Genomic DNA, 12,970 nt, shown 5'->3' on the forward strand with positions numbered 1-12,970 from the left:
GGGGGGCGTCAACGTTGCGTCAAGGCATAGGTGCGATTATCTTGGGGGTGTGCTGTGAAGGGTGACGCGATGACGGAAGCAACGGAGAACCTGATCCTTCGCCTGTTGCAGGAGATGCGGCAGGACATGAACGGGATGCGCGCAGAGATGGCGAGCTTCCGCAGTCATGTCGAAGAACGCTTTGCGCAGGTCGAAGACTCCATCGCCGCCCTGTCCGCCCGTTTCGACGGGCTGACGCATATAACCGTGATGCTGGCCAGAGGTCAGGCGCAGCACGAGGAACGGATCGCTGCGCTGGAAGCGCGTTGAGGGCGCGTTAAGTTTCACGGTTGCGGGGCCGTTGCCATGATCCCGCCTTCATTGGCTGCGACACGGATTAGGTTTTGATTTCCGTGGCTTGCAATGCTGATCCCGATCATTTTCACCTTGGCCAGCCTTGCCGCGATGGCGGCCTTTCTTCCCCCCGAGGGCGGCGCGCTGGAGGACAGGTTCCTTGCCGCGACAGGGGCGGCGGTGGTGTCGCTTTTGCTGCTGTTGCGCGCCGCGATCCGGGTGCGGCGGGTTCGGGCGGCGCGGCGGGCGCGGTCTTGGGTGGTGATCGACGGGTCCAACGTGATGCATTGGGAAGAGGGTCGCCCGTCCATGGCGGCCCTGTCCGCCGTGCTGGGCGAGGTGCAGCGTGTGGGCCTGACACCGCTTTTGTGGTTCGATGCAAATGCGGGCTATGAGCTGGCCGGGCGCTACATGAACGAAACGGCCCTGTCGCGCGCGCTTGGCTTGGCGCAGGAACAGGTACGGGTCGCGCCAAAGGGAACGCCTGCCGACCCCCTGATCCTGCGCGATGCGGTGGCCTTGCAGACCGGGGTCATCACTAACGACCGCTACCGCGACTGGGCGCAGCACTTCCCCAGTGTGACCGAACCGGGCGTTTTGCTGCGGGGGCGCGTCGAGGGCGGCACCGCGCGTATCGACTGGCCTCAGGCCGCCCCCGCCGCCTAGCGCCGCCGCTTGTTGCCGCCGCGCTGGCCGGCGCGGCCGGCGGTGGAGCGGCCGGAGGCCTTGACCGCGGCTTCGGCCGCCTCTTCCACCGCGGATTGGCGGGCGAGGGGATCGTCGGCGATGGCGAGTTCGACGGCCTCCAGACGCTTTACCTCATCCCGCAACCTTGCGGCTTCCTCGAATTCGAGGTTCTCGGCCGCCTTGCGCATCTGGGCGCGCAGGGCATCGAGATGGGCGGCGAGGTTGGAACCGACCATGGGTTTTTCCACCTTGGCCGTGACGCGGGCCATGTCGGTATCGCCCTGCCAGAGGCCCGCCAGCACGTCATCGACGTTCTTCTTGACGGTCTGGGGCGTGATGCCGTGCAGCGTGTTGTAGGCGATCTGCTTTTCGCGGCGGCGGTTGGTTTCGGCCATGGCGCGTTCCATGCTGCCGGTGATGCGGTCGGCATACATGATGACGCGGCCCTCGGCGTTGCGCGCGGCGCGGCCGATGGTCTGGATGAGCGAGGTTTCCGAGCGCAGGAAGCCTTCCTTGTCGGCGTCGAGGATGGCGACAAGGCCACATTCGGGAATGTCGAGCCCTTCGCGCAAGAGGTTGATGCCCACCAGCACATCGAAGGCGCCCAGCCGCAGGTCGCGCAGGATTTCGATGCGTTCGATCGTGTCGATATCGCTGTGCATGTAGCGGATGCGGATGCCCTGTTCGTGGAAGTATTCGGTCAGGTCTTCGGCCATCCGCTTGGTCAGGGTGGTGACGAGCACGCGCAGGCCTTTCTGCGCCACGATGCGGATTTCGGAGAGGAGGTCATCCACCTGCATCTCGACGGGGCGGATCTCCACCTCGGGGTCGATCAGGCCGGTGGGGCGGATGACCTGTTCGGTGAAGACGCCGCCCGCCTGTTCCAGTTCCCATTTCGCGGGCGTGGCCGAGACGAAGATGGATTGGGGGCGCATGGCATCCCATTCCTCGAATTTCAGGGGGCGGTTGTCCATGCAGGAGGGCAGGCGGAAGCCGTGTTCGGCCAGCGTGAACTTGCGCCGGTAGTCGCCGCGATACATGCCGCCGATCTGGGGAACGGAGACGTGGGATTCATCGGCGAAGACGATGGCATTGTCGGGGATGAATTCGAACAGCGTGGGCGGCGGTTCGCCCGGCGCGCGACCCGTGAGGTAGCGGGAGTAGTTTTCGATCCCGTTGCAGGACCCCGTCGCTTCGAGCATTTCGAGATCGAATTGGGTGCGCTGTTCCAGGCGCTGCGCCTCGAGCAGTTTGCCTTCCTTCACCAATTGGTCGAGCCGCAGGGCAAGCTCGCCCTTGATGCCCTTGATGGCCTGCTGGATCGTGGGGCGGGGCGTGACGTAGTGGCTGTTGGCGTAGATGCGGATCTGTTTGAACGTGTCGGTCTTGGCGCCGGTGAGGGGGTCGAATTCGGTGATGGCCTCAAGCTCTTCGCCGAAGAAGGAGAAGCGCCAGGCCCGGTCTTCAAGGTGGGCGGGCCAGACCTCGAGACTGTCGCCGCGCACGCGGAAGGAGCCGCGGGCGAAGGCCTGATCGTTGCGGCGGTATTGCTGGGCCACGAGTTCGGCCATGATCTGGCGCTGGTCATACATTTGGCCGGTGACAAGGTCCTGCGTCATGGCGGAATAGGTTTCCACCGAGCCGATGCCGTAGATGCAGGAGACGGAGGCCACGATGATCACGTCATCGCGTTCCAGAAGCGCCCGGGTGGCCGAGTGGCGCATCCGGTCGATCTGTTCGTTGATCTGGGATTCCTTCTCGATATAGGTGTCGGAGCGCGGGACATAGGCCTCGGGCTGGTAGTAGTCGTAGTAGGAAACGAAGTATTCCACCGCGTTGTCGGGGAAGAAGCCCTTGAATTCCCCGTATAATTGCGCGGCAAGCGTCTTGTTGGGCGCAAGGATGATGGCCGGGCGCTGGGTTTCTTCGATGATCTTGGCCATGGTGAAGGTCTTGCCCGTGCCGGTGGCGCCCAAGAGCACCTGATCGCGTTCGCCCGACAGGACGCCCGAGGACAGTTCGGCAATCGCGGTGGGCTGGTCGCCCGCCGGTTGGAAGGGCGTGTTCAAGACGAAGCGGCGGCCGCCTTCCAGCTTGGGCCGGGTCAGCACCTCGGGGCGGTCGGTCAGGGCGTTGGTGTTGTTGTGGGGCATCTTCATCACTCCGCGGGTTGGGGCCGGGGAATCGGGTTCGGCGGGAACCGGGCCAGAGCGCAGATTTGATCCGTTTTTGTTCCCCTGCAAGGCATCCCGGCCCGGTGCTGCCGATTAGTTTCGCAAGCGTGAAGAAAGCGGGATCAATTTTATGGGGTTTTTCGGAGAACCGTGCATCCTTTGGTTGCAAGGCCCGCGTCTTTGCGCGAAGATGATGAGGCGAGCAGCAGGGCTGTCGGCCGGTCGCACCACACCCCACCCACACTCCCCGTGACCGGCCGGCAGTTTTGATGCGAAGGCGATCAAGGCCGCGCGCCTGCGGGACAACCTGCCGCTTGCGTCGCGCGCGCAATTTCGCCAAAACACCCCTGCAGTTACAGGAGATCAGCCATGCGCGCCCGCATCTATCAGCCCGCTCGCACCGCCATGCAGTCCGGCACGGCCAAGGCCAAGGGGTGGGTGCTGGAATTTGCCCCCGCCTCGGCCCGCGAGGTGGACCCGCTGATGGGATGGACGTCATCCACCGACACGCAGGCGCAGGTGAAGCTGCGGTTCGAGACGCGCGAGGCGGCAGTGGCCTATGCCACGGCGAAGGGGATCGCCTATGACGTGGTGGAGCCCAAGGCGCGCAAGCAGGTCATCCGCCCGCGCGGCTACGGCGAGAATTTCGCGACCGACCGGCGCGGGGCATGGACGCATTGACGGCAGGCCGCAGATGGATGTGACCATCACCGAGGAAAGCCCGACAGGGGCGGACCTGCGGCTGCTGTTCGAACGGCACACGGCGGATATGCATGCCGACACGCCGCCCGAATCGATCCACATGATGGATGCCTCTGCCTTGGCGATCCCGGAGGTGCGTTTTTTCGTGATGCGCGATGTGGGGATGCCGGTGGGGATGGGCGCGTTCAAGCGGATCGACGCGGGCCATGCCGAGATCAAGTCGATGCATGTGCTGGCCGAGGTGCGGGGGCGCGGCCTGTCGCGCCGGATGCTGGACCATCTGATGGATGAGGCGCGGGTGATGGGCTATCGCCGCCTGAGCCTTGAGACGGGGGTGCAGCCCACCTTCATCGCGGCGCGCGCGCTTTATGCCAAGGCGGGGTTCGTGGAATGTGCGCCCTTTGAAGGGTATTGGGAGGATCCCAATTCCGTCTTCATGACGCGGATGCTCTAGGCGCGTTGCGCGCTGTGACGTCTTGCCTGACGGGGCAAGCTCGGCCAAAAGGGGGCAACGGTCCCGTAGCTCAGCTGGATAGAGCAGCCGCCTTCTAAGCGGCGGGTCGGGGGTTCGAGTCCTCCCGGGATCGCCAGACTGTGTGCGTTATCGCAGGCTGCCCGCACGGCGCGGTGGTCAGACACTGGATCGGATGTCGGCCCGGTGTAGGGTTCCTGCGGGGCGACTGGACGGTGCGCCATGGGCGAGCCAAGCGGCCTGTGCGGGCGCGAAGGTGCTGTGGCGCCCCTGCGGACGGAAGTCGGACCTACTCCTCGACAAACAGGACAGAGATGGTCGCTACGGCCCTGTTGAGCGCTCCAGACACGTAGTCCGGCGCGTTGAGATCATAAACGGCGAGGGGTAACTTCTGCGCCTGCGTTACGCTTCGGTTCATGGATCTTTCGTCGAAGAAGACGTAGCCGGGGTTCAAAACCTCTATCTCGGCGTCGGGCTCCAGAAACGTCACCTTCACATGGATCAGGTCGGTCACCAGAGAGATCTGGTCTCCGATTGTGCACTTTCTTCGGTGGGCCGTCTCTTCCTGATCTGCCTCTATCAGGATCAGGCAGGTTCCGACGGCTTTGTTGACTGCATCACCAGCGACGACCGTGCCTGTCATTGCGCCAATGGCCAGAGCGGCCGCAGTTGCGCGTCTTGTCTCAGTCCGTCCCATCCTGCCTCTGCGGTTGTGGCCCGTTGTTCCCGCGCCTGTGACTGGTGTCACTTCAGCTTGATGCAGAAATGCTTGCGCACCGGCTTTTCGATCTTCCATGTCCCGGCGAAGCCCGGTTCGACCACGAAACCGTCGCCGGGGTGCAGGGTGACGGGGGCGGCGCCGTCGGGGGTGATGGTGATCTGGCCGTCGATCAGGTGGACGAATTCATAGAATTTGTAGGTGGCGTGCCATGTGCCGGGCGTCGCCTCCCACGTGCCGCTGATGACGCTGCCGTCGAGCGAGGTGTGCTGCACCCATGTCTTCATGCTGGGGTGGCCTTCGACCTTTACCCAGCCGTCGAGATCGGTGGTCAGGGGTTCGGGGCCGGGGGGCGGGAAGCGGAAGACCATGTCGGCGGGCATCGGGGCGCTCCTGATGTGGGTTTTGACCTTGGTAGGGGTTGGCCGGGGGGCTGGCAAGCGGGATGCGGGGGGATGGGGGTTGTGCGGGGCGGTCTGTCGGGTAAGTCAGGGGTATAGGCGAAAGGGAGTGGGCGCATGGTGGCGATGCGGCAGGCGGTGGCGGCGGATGCGGAGCATCTGGTGCGGTTCATCAATATGGCGGCAGATGATCTACCGCTGCATTTCTGGAAGCGGTCGGTCGGGCCGGAGGGTGACCCCTGGGCCTATGGGCACGAGCGGGCGGCGCGCGAGACGGGGGGGTTTTCCTATCGCAACGCCTGGCTGGCCGAGGTGGATGGCGCGGTGGCGGCCTGTCTTTTGGGCTATCCGGCGGAGGATGCGCCTGCGCCGATAGACCCGGATACCCCGCCGATCTTCATGCCGCTTCTGGAATTGGAGGCGCTGGCGCCGGGGTCGTGGTATCTGAACGTGCTGGCGACCTATGCGGCGTTCCGGGGGCGGGGCTGCGGGTCGGCCCTTCTGGCCAAGGCCGAAGAGGTGACGCGCGGGATCGGGCGCCGGACGGTCAGTCTGATCGCGGCGGATACGCATCTGGATGCGCTGCGGCTCTATCAGGCGAAGGGCTACCGCGAGGTCGCACGGCGCCCGGTCGTCAAGGACGACTGGGCAGTGGCGGCAGATGAGTGGATCCTGTTCGTCAAGGAGATCTGAGGGGGGTCGCGGGGGGCGGATGCCCCCCGCGCGCGGTCAGGTCTTGTGCGGCAGGGTCGAGGGGGCGCCGCCTTCGAAGCGGTTGCCGTGGCGATAGTCGCAGGGTGCCTCCTGCATCTGCAGGTGCAGGCCCGTGCCGGTGAAGGGGTGGGCGCGGGCGACGTCCTCGTCAAACTCGATCCCCAGACCGGGGGCTTCGGGCGGCAGGATGTAGCCGTCTTCCCATTTGATCGAGTTGCGGATGAGTTTCAGGTGGAAGGTGCCGCCGGTTTCGATCGTCTCGGCGATCAGGAGGTTGGGGATGGAGGCCGCGAAATGCACGTTTGCCGCCCATTCCACCGGGCCTGCGTAGAGATGCGGCGCCATCTCGGCGTTGAAAATCTCAGCCATGGCGGCGATTTTCTTCGCCTCCCATATGCCGCCCACGCGGCCCAGCGCCGGTTGCAGGATCTTGACCCCGCCCGCGCGCAGGAGCGTGCCGAATTCGTATTTGGTGGTCAGGCGTTCGCCGGTGGCCAGTGGCACGCGCACGGATTTTGCCACCTCGGCGAATTCCAGGAGGTTGTCGGGGGGGATCGGCTCTTCGTACCAGAGCGGGTTGTAGGGTTCGAGTTCGCGCCCCATGCGGATGGCGCCCGGGGTGGTGAACTGGCCATGGGTGCCGAAGAGCAGGTCAGCGCGATCCCCAACCGCCTCGCGGATCGCCTTGCAGAAGGCGACAGAGCGGCTGATGTCGGACATGGCGGGTTCATGGCCGCCGCGGATGGTGTAGGGGCCGGCGGGATCGAACTTCACCGCCGTGAAGCCCATGTTCACGAAGCGCAGCGCGGCCTCGGCGGCGGCGTCCGGGTCCACCCAGAATTCGGCGCTCTCCTTGCCCGGTTCGGGGTAGAGATAGGTATAGCTGCGGATGCGGTCGTTCATCTTGCCGCCCAGAAGCGCATAGACGGGGCGGTTCAGCGCCTTGCCGAGGATATCCCAGCAGGCGATCTCCAGCCCTGCGAAGGCGCCCATCACGGTGGGATCGGGGCGTTGGGTGAAGCCTGCGGAATAGGCGCGGCGGAACATCAGTTCGATGTTTTCGGGATTTTCGCCCTGCATGTGGCGGGAGAACACATCCTCGATCACCGCCTTCATCGCGGTGGGGCCGACGGTGGAGGCGTAACATTCGCCGTAACCCACGATGCCAGTGTCGGTGGTGAGTTTGGGGAAGATCCAGTAGCGCCCGCCCCAGCCCGGGAAGGGCGGGGCCACGACGAAGATTTCGAGATCCTTGAGCTTCATGGTTGGCCTCCCGTCTTGTGGAGCGGTTGGACTGGGGGTTTTGCACCCCCAGACCCCCGCAGGGTATTTTCGCCAAGATGAAGGGGGCAGAGGCAGGGGGCGCGGGGGTTTGCGACCTGATCGTGACGGTTTCAGGCCTTGGCTTTGCCTGTGACGTGCAGGATCAGGCAGAGGAGCATCAAGGTGGAGGCAAAGAGGAAGGGCGCGCCGGGTGAGAAGACGGGCGCGCCGGGAGTGGTGAAATAGGCGAAGGTGGTGGTCATCAGGAGGGGAGAGGTGATCATCGCGATGGCGTTGAGCGAGGCGAGGACTCCCTGGAGTTCGCCTTGTGCATCGGCGGGGGCGGCGCGGCTGGCCAGCGCCTGCAGGGCCGGGGTGACGACACCGCCCAGCGCGGTGAGGGGCGTGATGATCAGGGCGTGCGCGCCCTGGGTGACAAGGCCGAGGGCGGCCAGCGTCGTGACATCCACCCACATGCCGTAATGCACCGCGCGATGTTCGCCGAAGCGCTTGATGAGCGGACCCACCAGCAGGGCCTGACCGGCGGCGAAGCTGATCCCGTAGAGCGCGAGCGAGACGCCCACCATCGTGCTGTCCCAGCCGAAGCGGGCCTGTCCGTAATAGGCCCAGATCGCGGGATAGACGTTCATCGCGATGCCGAGGATGAGGAAGCAGGTGAGCACCCGTTTCAGGCCCGGCAGTTTCGACACGGCCCGCAGCGCGCCCAGCGGGTTGGCGCGGGCGAGGCTGAAGGGGCGGCGGGTGGCATCGGTCACGGTTTCGGGCAGGACGAACCAGCCGAAGATCATGTTGGCCAGCGCCAGCGCGGCGGCGGCGTAGAAGGGGGCGTGCAGGTCGATGGCGGCGAGGAGGCCGCCCACCAGCGGGCCTGCGACGAAGCCTACCCCGAAGCAGGCGCCGATCAGGCCGAAGCGCGCGCCGCGCCGTTCGGGCGGCGTGATGTCGGCGATATAGGCGGTGGCGGTGGAATAGGTGGCCGCCGTGATGCCCGCCACGATGCGCGCGATCAGGAGGAGCCAGATCGTGGGTGCCATCGCCATGACGAGGTAATCGAGCGCCATCACGAGGAGCGAGATCAACAGGATGGGCCGCCGCCCGTAGCGATCGGAGAGCGAGCCGATGACGGGGCCGAAGAGGAACTGCATCACCGCGTAGGAGGTGGACAGGACCCCGCCCCAAAGGGCGGCCTGCGAGAGCGAGCCGCCGGTCACGCTTTCGATCAGGTCGGGCATCACCGGGAAGATCAGGCCGATGCCGATGGCGTCGATGGTGATGGTGATCAGGATGAAGGCGAGGGCGAGTTTTTCGCGGCGGTCTGACATCGGGCGTCCCTGTGGCGCCCGGGGGGATGTGGGGCGCCGGGGCAGGCTAGCCTGTGTCAGCTTTGGTTGACAGAGGGGTGATGCGCGATTTCGTCGATCATCCGGGCCAGCGCGTCGGGGGCCGCAAAGAAGGGCGAGTGCGAGGTGGGCAGCGCGTGGATCCGGGCGGCGGGCAGGGCGGCGGCCATGGTCGCCTGATAGGCGGGGGGGATGGCGCGGTCTTCGGTGCAGCGGATGTAGAAGCGGGGGCGGCTTTCGGCGCGCGCGGTGTCGGGGAGCGGGGTTTCCTGCGGGAGGATCGGCTGGGGGCAGAGGCGGGCGCGGGCCAGTGCCACGTCTTCGGGCGGGCAGTCGTGGTAGAAGAGCGCGGGCGCGAGATCGGGATCGAAGGTGAAGGTGGTGCGCGTCGCGTCGATGCGGAAGGCGCCCGCGAGGGGCTGGCTGGGGCCGGCCTTGCGCATCTGGGCCAGCGTCTGGCCGGGCTGGGGGAGGTAGGCGCAGAGGTAGACCAGCGCGGCGATTCGGTCGGGGGCGGCCTGCGCGGCGGCGGTGATGGGAAAGCCGCCCATGCTGTGGCCCACAAGGATCGTGGGGCCGGTCGTCGCAGCGAGGATGGCGCGGGCGTAGAGGTCGAGCGTGACATCGGCGGCGGGGGTGCGGTCGGCGCCGTTCCCCGGCAGGTCGATGGCGCGGGCGCGGTGGCCGAGGGCGGCCAGCGCGGGCAGGACGCGGTGCCAGCACCATGCGCCATGGGCCGCGCCGTGGATGAGCAGGATGTCAGACATGGCCGATCCCGGTGAGGAACTGGGTGATGATGGCGGCGTATTCGGCGGGCTTTTCCACGGGGGGGATATGGCCTGCGCCGCGGATCAGGGCGAAGTGGTGGCCACGGATCAGATCGGCGGTTTCGCGGATCAGATCGGGCGGGGTGGAGCCGTCATTGGCCCCTGCGATGGCGAGGGTGGGCAGGGTGAGGGTGGCGGTCGTCTCGTACAGGTCGGTGCCGGCGATGGCGGCGGCGCAGCCGCACCAGCCTTCGGGATCGGTGTTCAGGAACAGGGAGGACAGGCGCGGCAGGGCCGGGGCGCTGCGCCAGTTCCGGCCGAGCCAGCGTTCCATCGTGGGATCATGGAGGGCCGCCATGCCGCCTGCGCGCACCGTGGCGATGCGGTCGGCCCAGTGTTCTGGCCGCCCGATCCGGGCGGCGGTGTTGGACAGGATCATTGCGCGGACGAGGTCGAGCCGTTTGACGGCGAGGCCTTGGGCGATCAGCCCGCCGATGGACAGGCCGAGGAGGACGGCCTCCTTGAGCGCGAAGTGATCCATAAGGCGTTCGGTGTCGCGGATCAGCGCGCCCATGGCATAGGGGGCGGCGGGGACGTCTGAGGCGCCGTGGCCGCGCAGATCGACGCGCAGGATGCGCAAGGACGGCGGCAGGAGGGGGATCAGGTCATCCCAGATCGCGCCGCTGGTGCCGAGCGCGTGGATCAGCACGAGGGGCGGGCCGTCCTTGGGGCCGGAGAGATCGGCGTTGAGCCGGAGATCGGGAAAGAAGACAGGGGCCATGTTTGAAAGGGGAAACTCTTTGCGTGTCTGTCGCGGTGGGGGCGAGGGTTCTGGTTCGAAAAAGGCAGTCAGGGGGCGTGCCGATCAAGCGCCATTCGGAAGATCGCGGCATCCACATTGCCGCCGGAGGCGGTGCAGATCACGGTGTCGGGCAGATCGGCGTGATGGATCGCGGCGGCCAGCGCGATGGCGCCGCCCGGTTCGAGGACGAGGCGCAGATGGGTGAAGGCCAGCGCCATGGCGCGCAGGGCCTGATCATCGGTGGCGGTCAGGCCGGGGCCTGCGAGGCGTTGCAGGACGGGCAGGGTAAGGGCGCCGGGCTGCGGCGTGAGGATCGCGTCGCAGATCGAGCCGGTGGTCTGGGCGTTGCGTTCGGCCTGGCCGGAGGCGAGCGAGCGCGCCATGTCGTCGAAGCCTGCGGGTTCGACGGGGCGCACGGTCAGCCCCGGGGCGCGTGCCTGCAGGGCGAGCGCGATCCCGGCCGACAGGCCACCCCCGCCGCAGCAGGTGAGGACGGGGGCTCGGGTGATGCCGAGGGCCGCCGCCTGTTCGGCCAGTTCCAGCCCGATGGTGCCTTGGCCCGCGATGACCTGCGGATCGTCGAAGGGTTTGATCAGCGTCAGGCCGCGGTCGGCGGTCAGCCGGGCGCCGAGGGTATCGCGATCCTCGGTCGCGCGGTCATAGAGGATGACTTCGGCGCCATAGGCGCGGGTGTTGGCGATCTTTACCTGTGGCGCGTCCGACGGCATCAGGATCACGGCGGGGATGCCGTGGGCCTGTGCGGCCAGCGCCACGCCCTGCGCATGGTTGCCCGAGGAATAGGCCATCACGCCCCGGGCGCGGGTGGCGGGGTCCATGGCCGAGATGGCGGACCAGCCGCCGCGAAACTTGAACGACCCGGTCAGTTGCAGGGATTCGGCCTTGACGAAGATGCGGCGGCCCGCGGCGGCATCAAGGAGCAGTGCGTTCAGCAGGGGCGTCACGCGGGCATGGCCCGACAGGCGGGCGGCGGCGGCCTCGATCATCGTCACATCGGTCATGCGCGGCAGGCTTTCAGGAAGGCGTGGAGGGCGGCAAGGCTTTCGGCTTCGTCGAGGAAGGGGATATGGGCGCGGTCGGGCACCTCGGCGAAGATGAGGTCGGGGCGGCGGCGGCGCATTTCCTGCGCCGTCTCGGCGGTGAGAAGATCGGAATTCGCGCCCCGGATCAGGGCGAGGGGCAGGCCTGCGCAGGCATCGAACAGCGGCCAGAGATCGGCGGGCGGGCCGTCGAAGGCGGCGAGGAAGGCGTCGCGCAGGGCGGGATCGTAGGTGATCTTCAGCCCCGTCCCGGTGGCGGTGGTGTGCAGCCGCGCCTCGGCCAGCCAGCGTTCGGGCGGGACATTGGCAAAGCCCGGCATGGCCCCGGGAAGGGCGGCGGCGAGGGCCTGATGCGTCTTGGCGGCGGGGTTGCGACCCACATAGTCGAAGATGCGCGTCAGGCCGGGGCGGTGGATTTCGGGGCCGATGTCATTCAGCGCGATGCCGATCAGGCGGGGCTTGGCGATGGCGGCAAGGAGGAGGGCGATCAGCCCGCCGCGCGAGGTGCCGAGGATGGCGGCGCGATCCACCCCCAGATGATCGAGAAGGGCCAGCGCATCCTGCGCCTCTTGCGGGACGGTGTAGGTGGCGGCGCCGGTCCACTGGCTTTGCCCGCGCCCGCGGTAATCCATGCGGATCAGGCGGAGGGGCGGCAGATGGGGGCGGAGATAATCGAAATCGGCCATGGTGCGGGTGAGGCCGGGCAGGCAGAGGAGCGGCAGGCCCGCGCCTTCATCGCTATAGGCGAGGCGGGCGCCATCGGGGGCGGTGAAGGTATGCGTCATGCGATCAGCCGGGGCAGGTGGGTTAGGTCGGGGATTTCGTGCTGCGGGCGCTGGGGCAGGCGGTCCTGCGGCAGGCCTGCGCGATTGACCCAGGCCGTGCGGAAGCCGAAGCGGGCGGCGCCCGCGATATCCCAGCCGTTGGAAGAGACGAAGAGCACATCCTGCGGGCGGGCGCCGGTTGCCGCCTCGACCAGCGCGTAGACGCGGGCATGGGGTTTGTAGAGGCGCAGGGGATCGACGGAGAGGGTGGCATCGAAGAGGCCGGTCAGGCCCGCGGCGGCCTGCGCGGAGGCCAACATGGCGGGCGTGCCGTTCGACAGGATCGCAAGGCGCAGGCCTGTGGCGCGCAGGTTGCGCAGGGTGTCGGGCGCTTCGGGGAAGGGGTCGAGCGCGTCATAGAGCGCGAGCAGGTCGCGCCGCAGGCCCGGGTCGGCCACGGCATGGGCCTGCAGGGCCCAATCCAGCGCCTCGGCCGTCACTTGCGCGAAATCGGCATAGGCGCCGGTGATCGTGCGCAGCCATGTGTATTCGAGCTGCTTTCGGCGCCAGTCTTCGGCGAGGCGTGGCCAGAGCGGGGCAAGCGCCGGATGCGCGGCGGCGGCGCGCCGGGCCGGGGCGGCAATGTCGAAAAGCGTGCCATAGGCATCGAACACCAGTGTCGTGATGGACATGTGATCCCCCTTGGGTGCCAGTCTGGCACAGGCGGCGGGGGGGTGGTAGGGGGCGCGACCAT

The 12,970-nt window shown here is 67.2% G+C and carries 15 protein-coding genes and 1 tRNA gene; 6 read left to right on the forward strand and 10 right to left on the reverse strand.

Annotated elements, in window-relative coordinates; all coding sequences use genetic code 11:
* Positions 1 to 69 precede the first annotated feature (69 nt).
* Entirely contained in the window at positions 70 to 309 is a 240-nt protein-coding gene (locus GU920_RS10570) for a hypothetical protein (RefSeq protein ID WP_161766982.1), read from the forward strand.
* 93 nt (positions 310 to 402) lie between these two features.
* Complete coding sequence (locus tag GU920_RS10575; RefSeq protein ID WP_161766983.1) at positions 403 to 999, forward strand: NYN domain-containing protein; 597 nt, start codon at positions 403 to 405, stop codon at positions 997 to 999.
* Here the strand turns inward: GU920_RS10575 and uvrB are convergent.
* Positions 996 to 3,173 carry an excinuclease ABC subunit UvrB gene (uvrB, locus tag GU920_RS10580; RefSeq protein ID WP_161766984.1) on the reverse strand — a complete coding sequence of 726 codons (2,178 nt, stop codon included), beginning with the start codon at positions 3,171 to 3,173 and terminating at the stop codon, positions 996 to 998. The two genes, GU920_RS10575 and uvrB, sit on opposite strands and share 4 nt — an antisense overlap.
* A gap of 390 nt (positions 3,174 to 3,563) precedes the next feature.
* On the opposite strand from uvrB, the gene GU920_RS10585 reads away from it, so the two are divergent.
* The 3 genes from GU920_RS10585 to GU920_RS10595 all read left to right on the forward strand — a co-directional run bounded on the left by GU920_RS10585 (position 3,564) and on the right by GU920_RS10595 (position 4,486).
* On the forward strand, positions 3,564 to 3,875 hold the full coding sequence (locus tag GU920_RS10585) for an ETC complex I subunit (protein ID WP_161766985.1): 312 nt from the start codon (positions 3,564 to 3,566) through the stop codon (positions 3,873 to 3,875).
* Between the two features lie 13 nt (positions 3,876 to 3,888).
* A complete protein-coding gene (locus GU920_RS10590) occupies positions 3,889 to 4,350 on the forward strand; it encodes a GNAT family N-acetyltransferase (RefSeq protein WP_161766986.1) in 462 nt (153 codons plus the stop codon).
* A 59-nt stretch (positions 4,351 to 4,409) separates the two neighbouring features.
* Positions 4,410 to 4,486: transfer RNA gene (locus GU920_RS10595), tRNA-Arg, on the forward strand.
* Between the two features lie 171 nt (positions 4,487 to 4,657).
* On the opposite strand, the gene GU920_RS10600 is transcribed toward GU920_RS10595, so the two are convergent.
* Positions 4,658 to 5,011: a hypothetical protein gene (locus GU920_RS10600; RefSeq protein ID WP_161766987.1), complete on the reverse strand. Its 354-nt coding sequence runs from the start codon at positions 5,009 to 5,011 to the stop codon at positions 4,658 to 4,660.
* Between the two features lie 101 nt (positions 5,012 to 5,112).
* Positions 5,113 to 5,469, reverse strand: a complete 357-nt coding sequence (locus GU920_RS10605) for a cupin domain-containing protein (RefSeq protein ID WP_235933226.1) — start codon at positions 5,467 to 5,469, stop codon at positions 5,113 to 5,115.
* Positions 5,470 to 5,604: 135 nt separating this feature from the next.
* Between GU920_RS10605 and GU920_RS10610 the strand changes: the two genes are divergently transcribed.
* Positions 5,605 to 6,180, forward strand: coding sequence for a GNAT family N-acetyltransferase (locus GU920_RS10610; RefSeq protein ID WP_161766988.1), 576 nt, complete (start codon positions 5,605 to 5,607; stop codon positions 6,178 to 6,180).
* Positions 6,181 to 6,216: 36 nt separating this feature from the next.
* Here the strand turns inward: GU920_RS10610 and GU920_RS10615 are convergent, their stop codons facing one another.
* From GU920_RS10615 to GU920_RS10645, 7 genes are all read right to left on the reverse strand, one after another.
* Positions 6,217 to 7,464: a mandelate racemase/muconate lactonizing enzyme family protein gene (locus tag GU920_RS10615; RefSeq protein ID WP_161766989.1), complete on the reverse strand. Its 1,248-nt coding sequence runs from the start codon at positions 7,462 to 7,464 to the stop codon at positions 6,217 to 6,219.
* A gap of 131 nt (positions 7,465 to 7,595) precedes the next feature.
* Positions 7,596 to 8,807, reverse strand: coding sequence for a TCR/Tet family MFS transporter (locus GU920_RS10620; RefSeq protein ID WP_161766990.1), 1,212 nt, complete (start codon positions 8,805 to 8,807; stop codon positions 7,596 to 7,598).
* 56 nt (positions 8,808 to 8,863) lie between these two features.
* Positions 8,864 to 9,592, reverse strand: a complete 729-nt coding sequence (locus tag GU920_RS10625; protein WP_161766991.1) for an alpha/beta fold hydrolase — start codon at positions 9,590 to 9,592, stop codon at positions 8,864 to 8,866.
* Complete coding sequence (pcaD, locus tag GU920_RS10630; RefSeq protein ID WP_161766992.1) at positions 9,585 to 10,373, reverse strand: 3-oxoadipate enol-lactonase; 789 nt, start codon at positions 10,371 to 10,373, stop codon at positions 9,585 to 9,587. The genes GU920_RS10625 and pcaD overlap by 8 nt, the downstream gene beginning before the upstream one ends.
* A gap of 68 nt (positions 10,374 to 10,441) precedes the next feature.
* Complete coding sequence (locus tag GU920_RS10635) at positions 10,442 to 11,413, reverse strand: threonine ammonia-lyase (protein ID WP_161766993.1); 972 nt, start codon at positions 11,411 to 11,413, stop codon at positions 10,442 to 10,444.
* On the reverse strand, positions 11,410 to 12,237 hold the full coding sequence (locus GU920_RS10640; RefSeq protein WP_161766994.1) for an alpha/beta fold hydrolase: 828 nt from the start codon (positions 12,235 to 12,237) through the stop codon (positions 11,410 to 11,412). The genes GU920_RS10635 and GU920_RS10640 overlap by 4 nt, the downstream gene beginning before the upstream one ends.
* Positions 12,234 to 12,908, reverse strand: coding sequence for a haloacid dehalogenase type II (locus GU920_RS10645; protein WP_161766995.1), 675 nt, complete (start codon positions 12,906 to 12,908; stop codon positions 12,234 to 12,236). Before GU920_RS10645 ends, GU920_RS10640 begins: the two co-directional genes overlap by 4 nt.
* Between the last annotated feature and the right edge of the window lie 62 nt (positions 12,909 to 12,970).

The sequence above is a fragment of the Paragemmobacter ruber genome (assembly GCF_009908315.1).
Lineage (GTDB): Bacteria > Pseudomonadota > Alphaproteobacteria > Rhodobacterales > Rhodobacteraceae > Paragemmobacter > Paragemmobacter ruber.

Excerpts from the sequence above, each read along its gene's own strand:
- pcaD (WP_161766992.1), bottom strand. The coding sequence starts at position 10,373 with ATGGCCCCTGTCTTCTTTCCCGATCTCCGGCTCAACGCCGATCTCTCC.
- GU920_RS10600 (WP_161766987.1), bottom strand. The coding sequence starts at position 5,011 with ATGACAGGCACGGTCGTCGCTGGTGATGCAGTCAACAAAGCCGTCGGA.
- GU920_RS10635 (WP_161766993.1), bottom strand. The coding sequence starts at position 11,413 with ATGACCGATGTGACGATGATCGAGGCCGCCGCCGCCCGCCTGTCGGGC.
- GU920_RS10620 (WP_161766990.1), bottom strand. The coding sequence starts at position 8,807 with ATGTCAGACCGCCGCGAAAAACTCGCCCTCGCCTTCATCCTGATCACC.
- GU920_RS10625 (WP_161766991.1), bottom strand. The coding sequence starts at position 9,592 with ATGTCTGACATCCTGCTCATCCACGGCGCGGCCCATGGCGCATGGTGC.
- GU920_RS10605 (WP_235933226.1), bottom strand. The coding sequence starts at position 5,469 with ATGCCCGCCGACATGGTCTTCCGCTTCCCGCCCCCCGGCCCCGAACCC.
- GU920_RS10575 (WP_161766983.1), top strand. The coding sequence starts at position 403 with ATGCTGATCCCGATCATTTTCACCTTGGCCAGCCTTGCCGCGATGGCG.
- GU920_RS10610 (WP_161766988.1), top strand. The coding sequence starts at position 5,605 with ATGGTGGCGATGCGGCAGGCGGTGGCGGCGGATGCGGAGCATCTGGTG.
- GU920_RS10640 (WP_161766994.1), bottom strand. The coding sequence starts at position 12,237 with ATGACGCATACCTTCACCGCCCCCGATGGCGCCCGCCTCGCCTATAGC.
- uvrB (WP_161766984.1), bottom strand. The coding sequence starts at position 3,173 with ATGCCCCACAACAACACCAACGCCCTGACCGACCGCCCCGAGGTGCTG.
- GU920_RS10585 (WP_161766985.1), top strand. The coding sequence starts at position 3,564 with ATGCGCGCCCGCATCTATCAGCCCGCTCGCACCGCCATGCAGTCCGGC.
- GU920_RS10570 (WP_161766982.1), top strand. The coding sequence starts at position 70 with ATGACGGAAGCAACGGAGAACCTGATCCTTCGCCTGTTGCAGGAGATG.
- GU920_RS10615 (WP_161766989.1), bottom strand. The coding sequence starts at position 7,464 with ATGAAGCTCAAGGATCTCGAAATCTTCGTCGTGGCCCCGCCCTTCCCG.
- GU920_RS10590 (WP_161766986.1), top strand. The coding sequence starts at position 3,889 with ATGGATGTGACCATCACCGAGGAAAGCCCGACAGGGGCGGACCTGCGG.
- GU920_RS10645 (WP_161766995.1), bottom strand. The coding sequence starts at position 12,908 with ATGTCCATCACGACACTGGTGTTCGATGCCTATGGCACGCTTTTCGAC.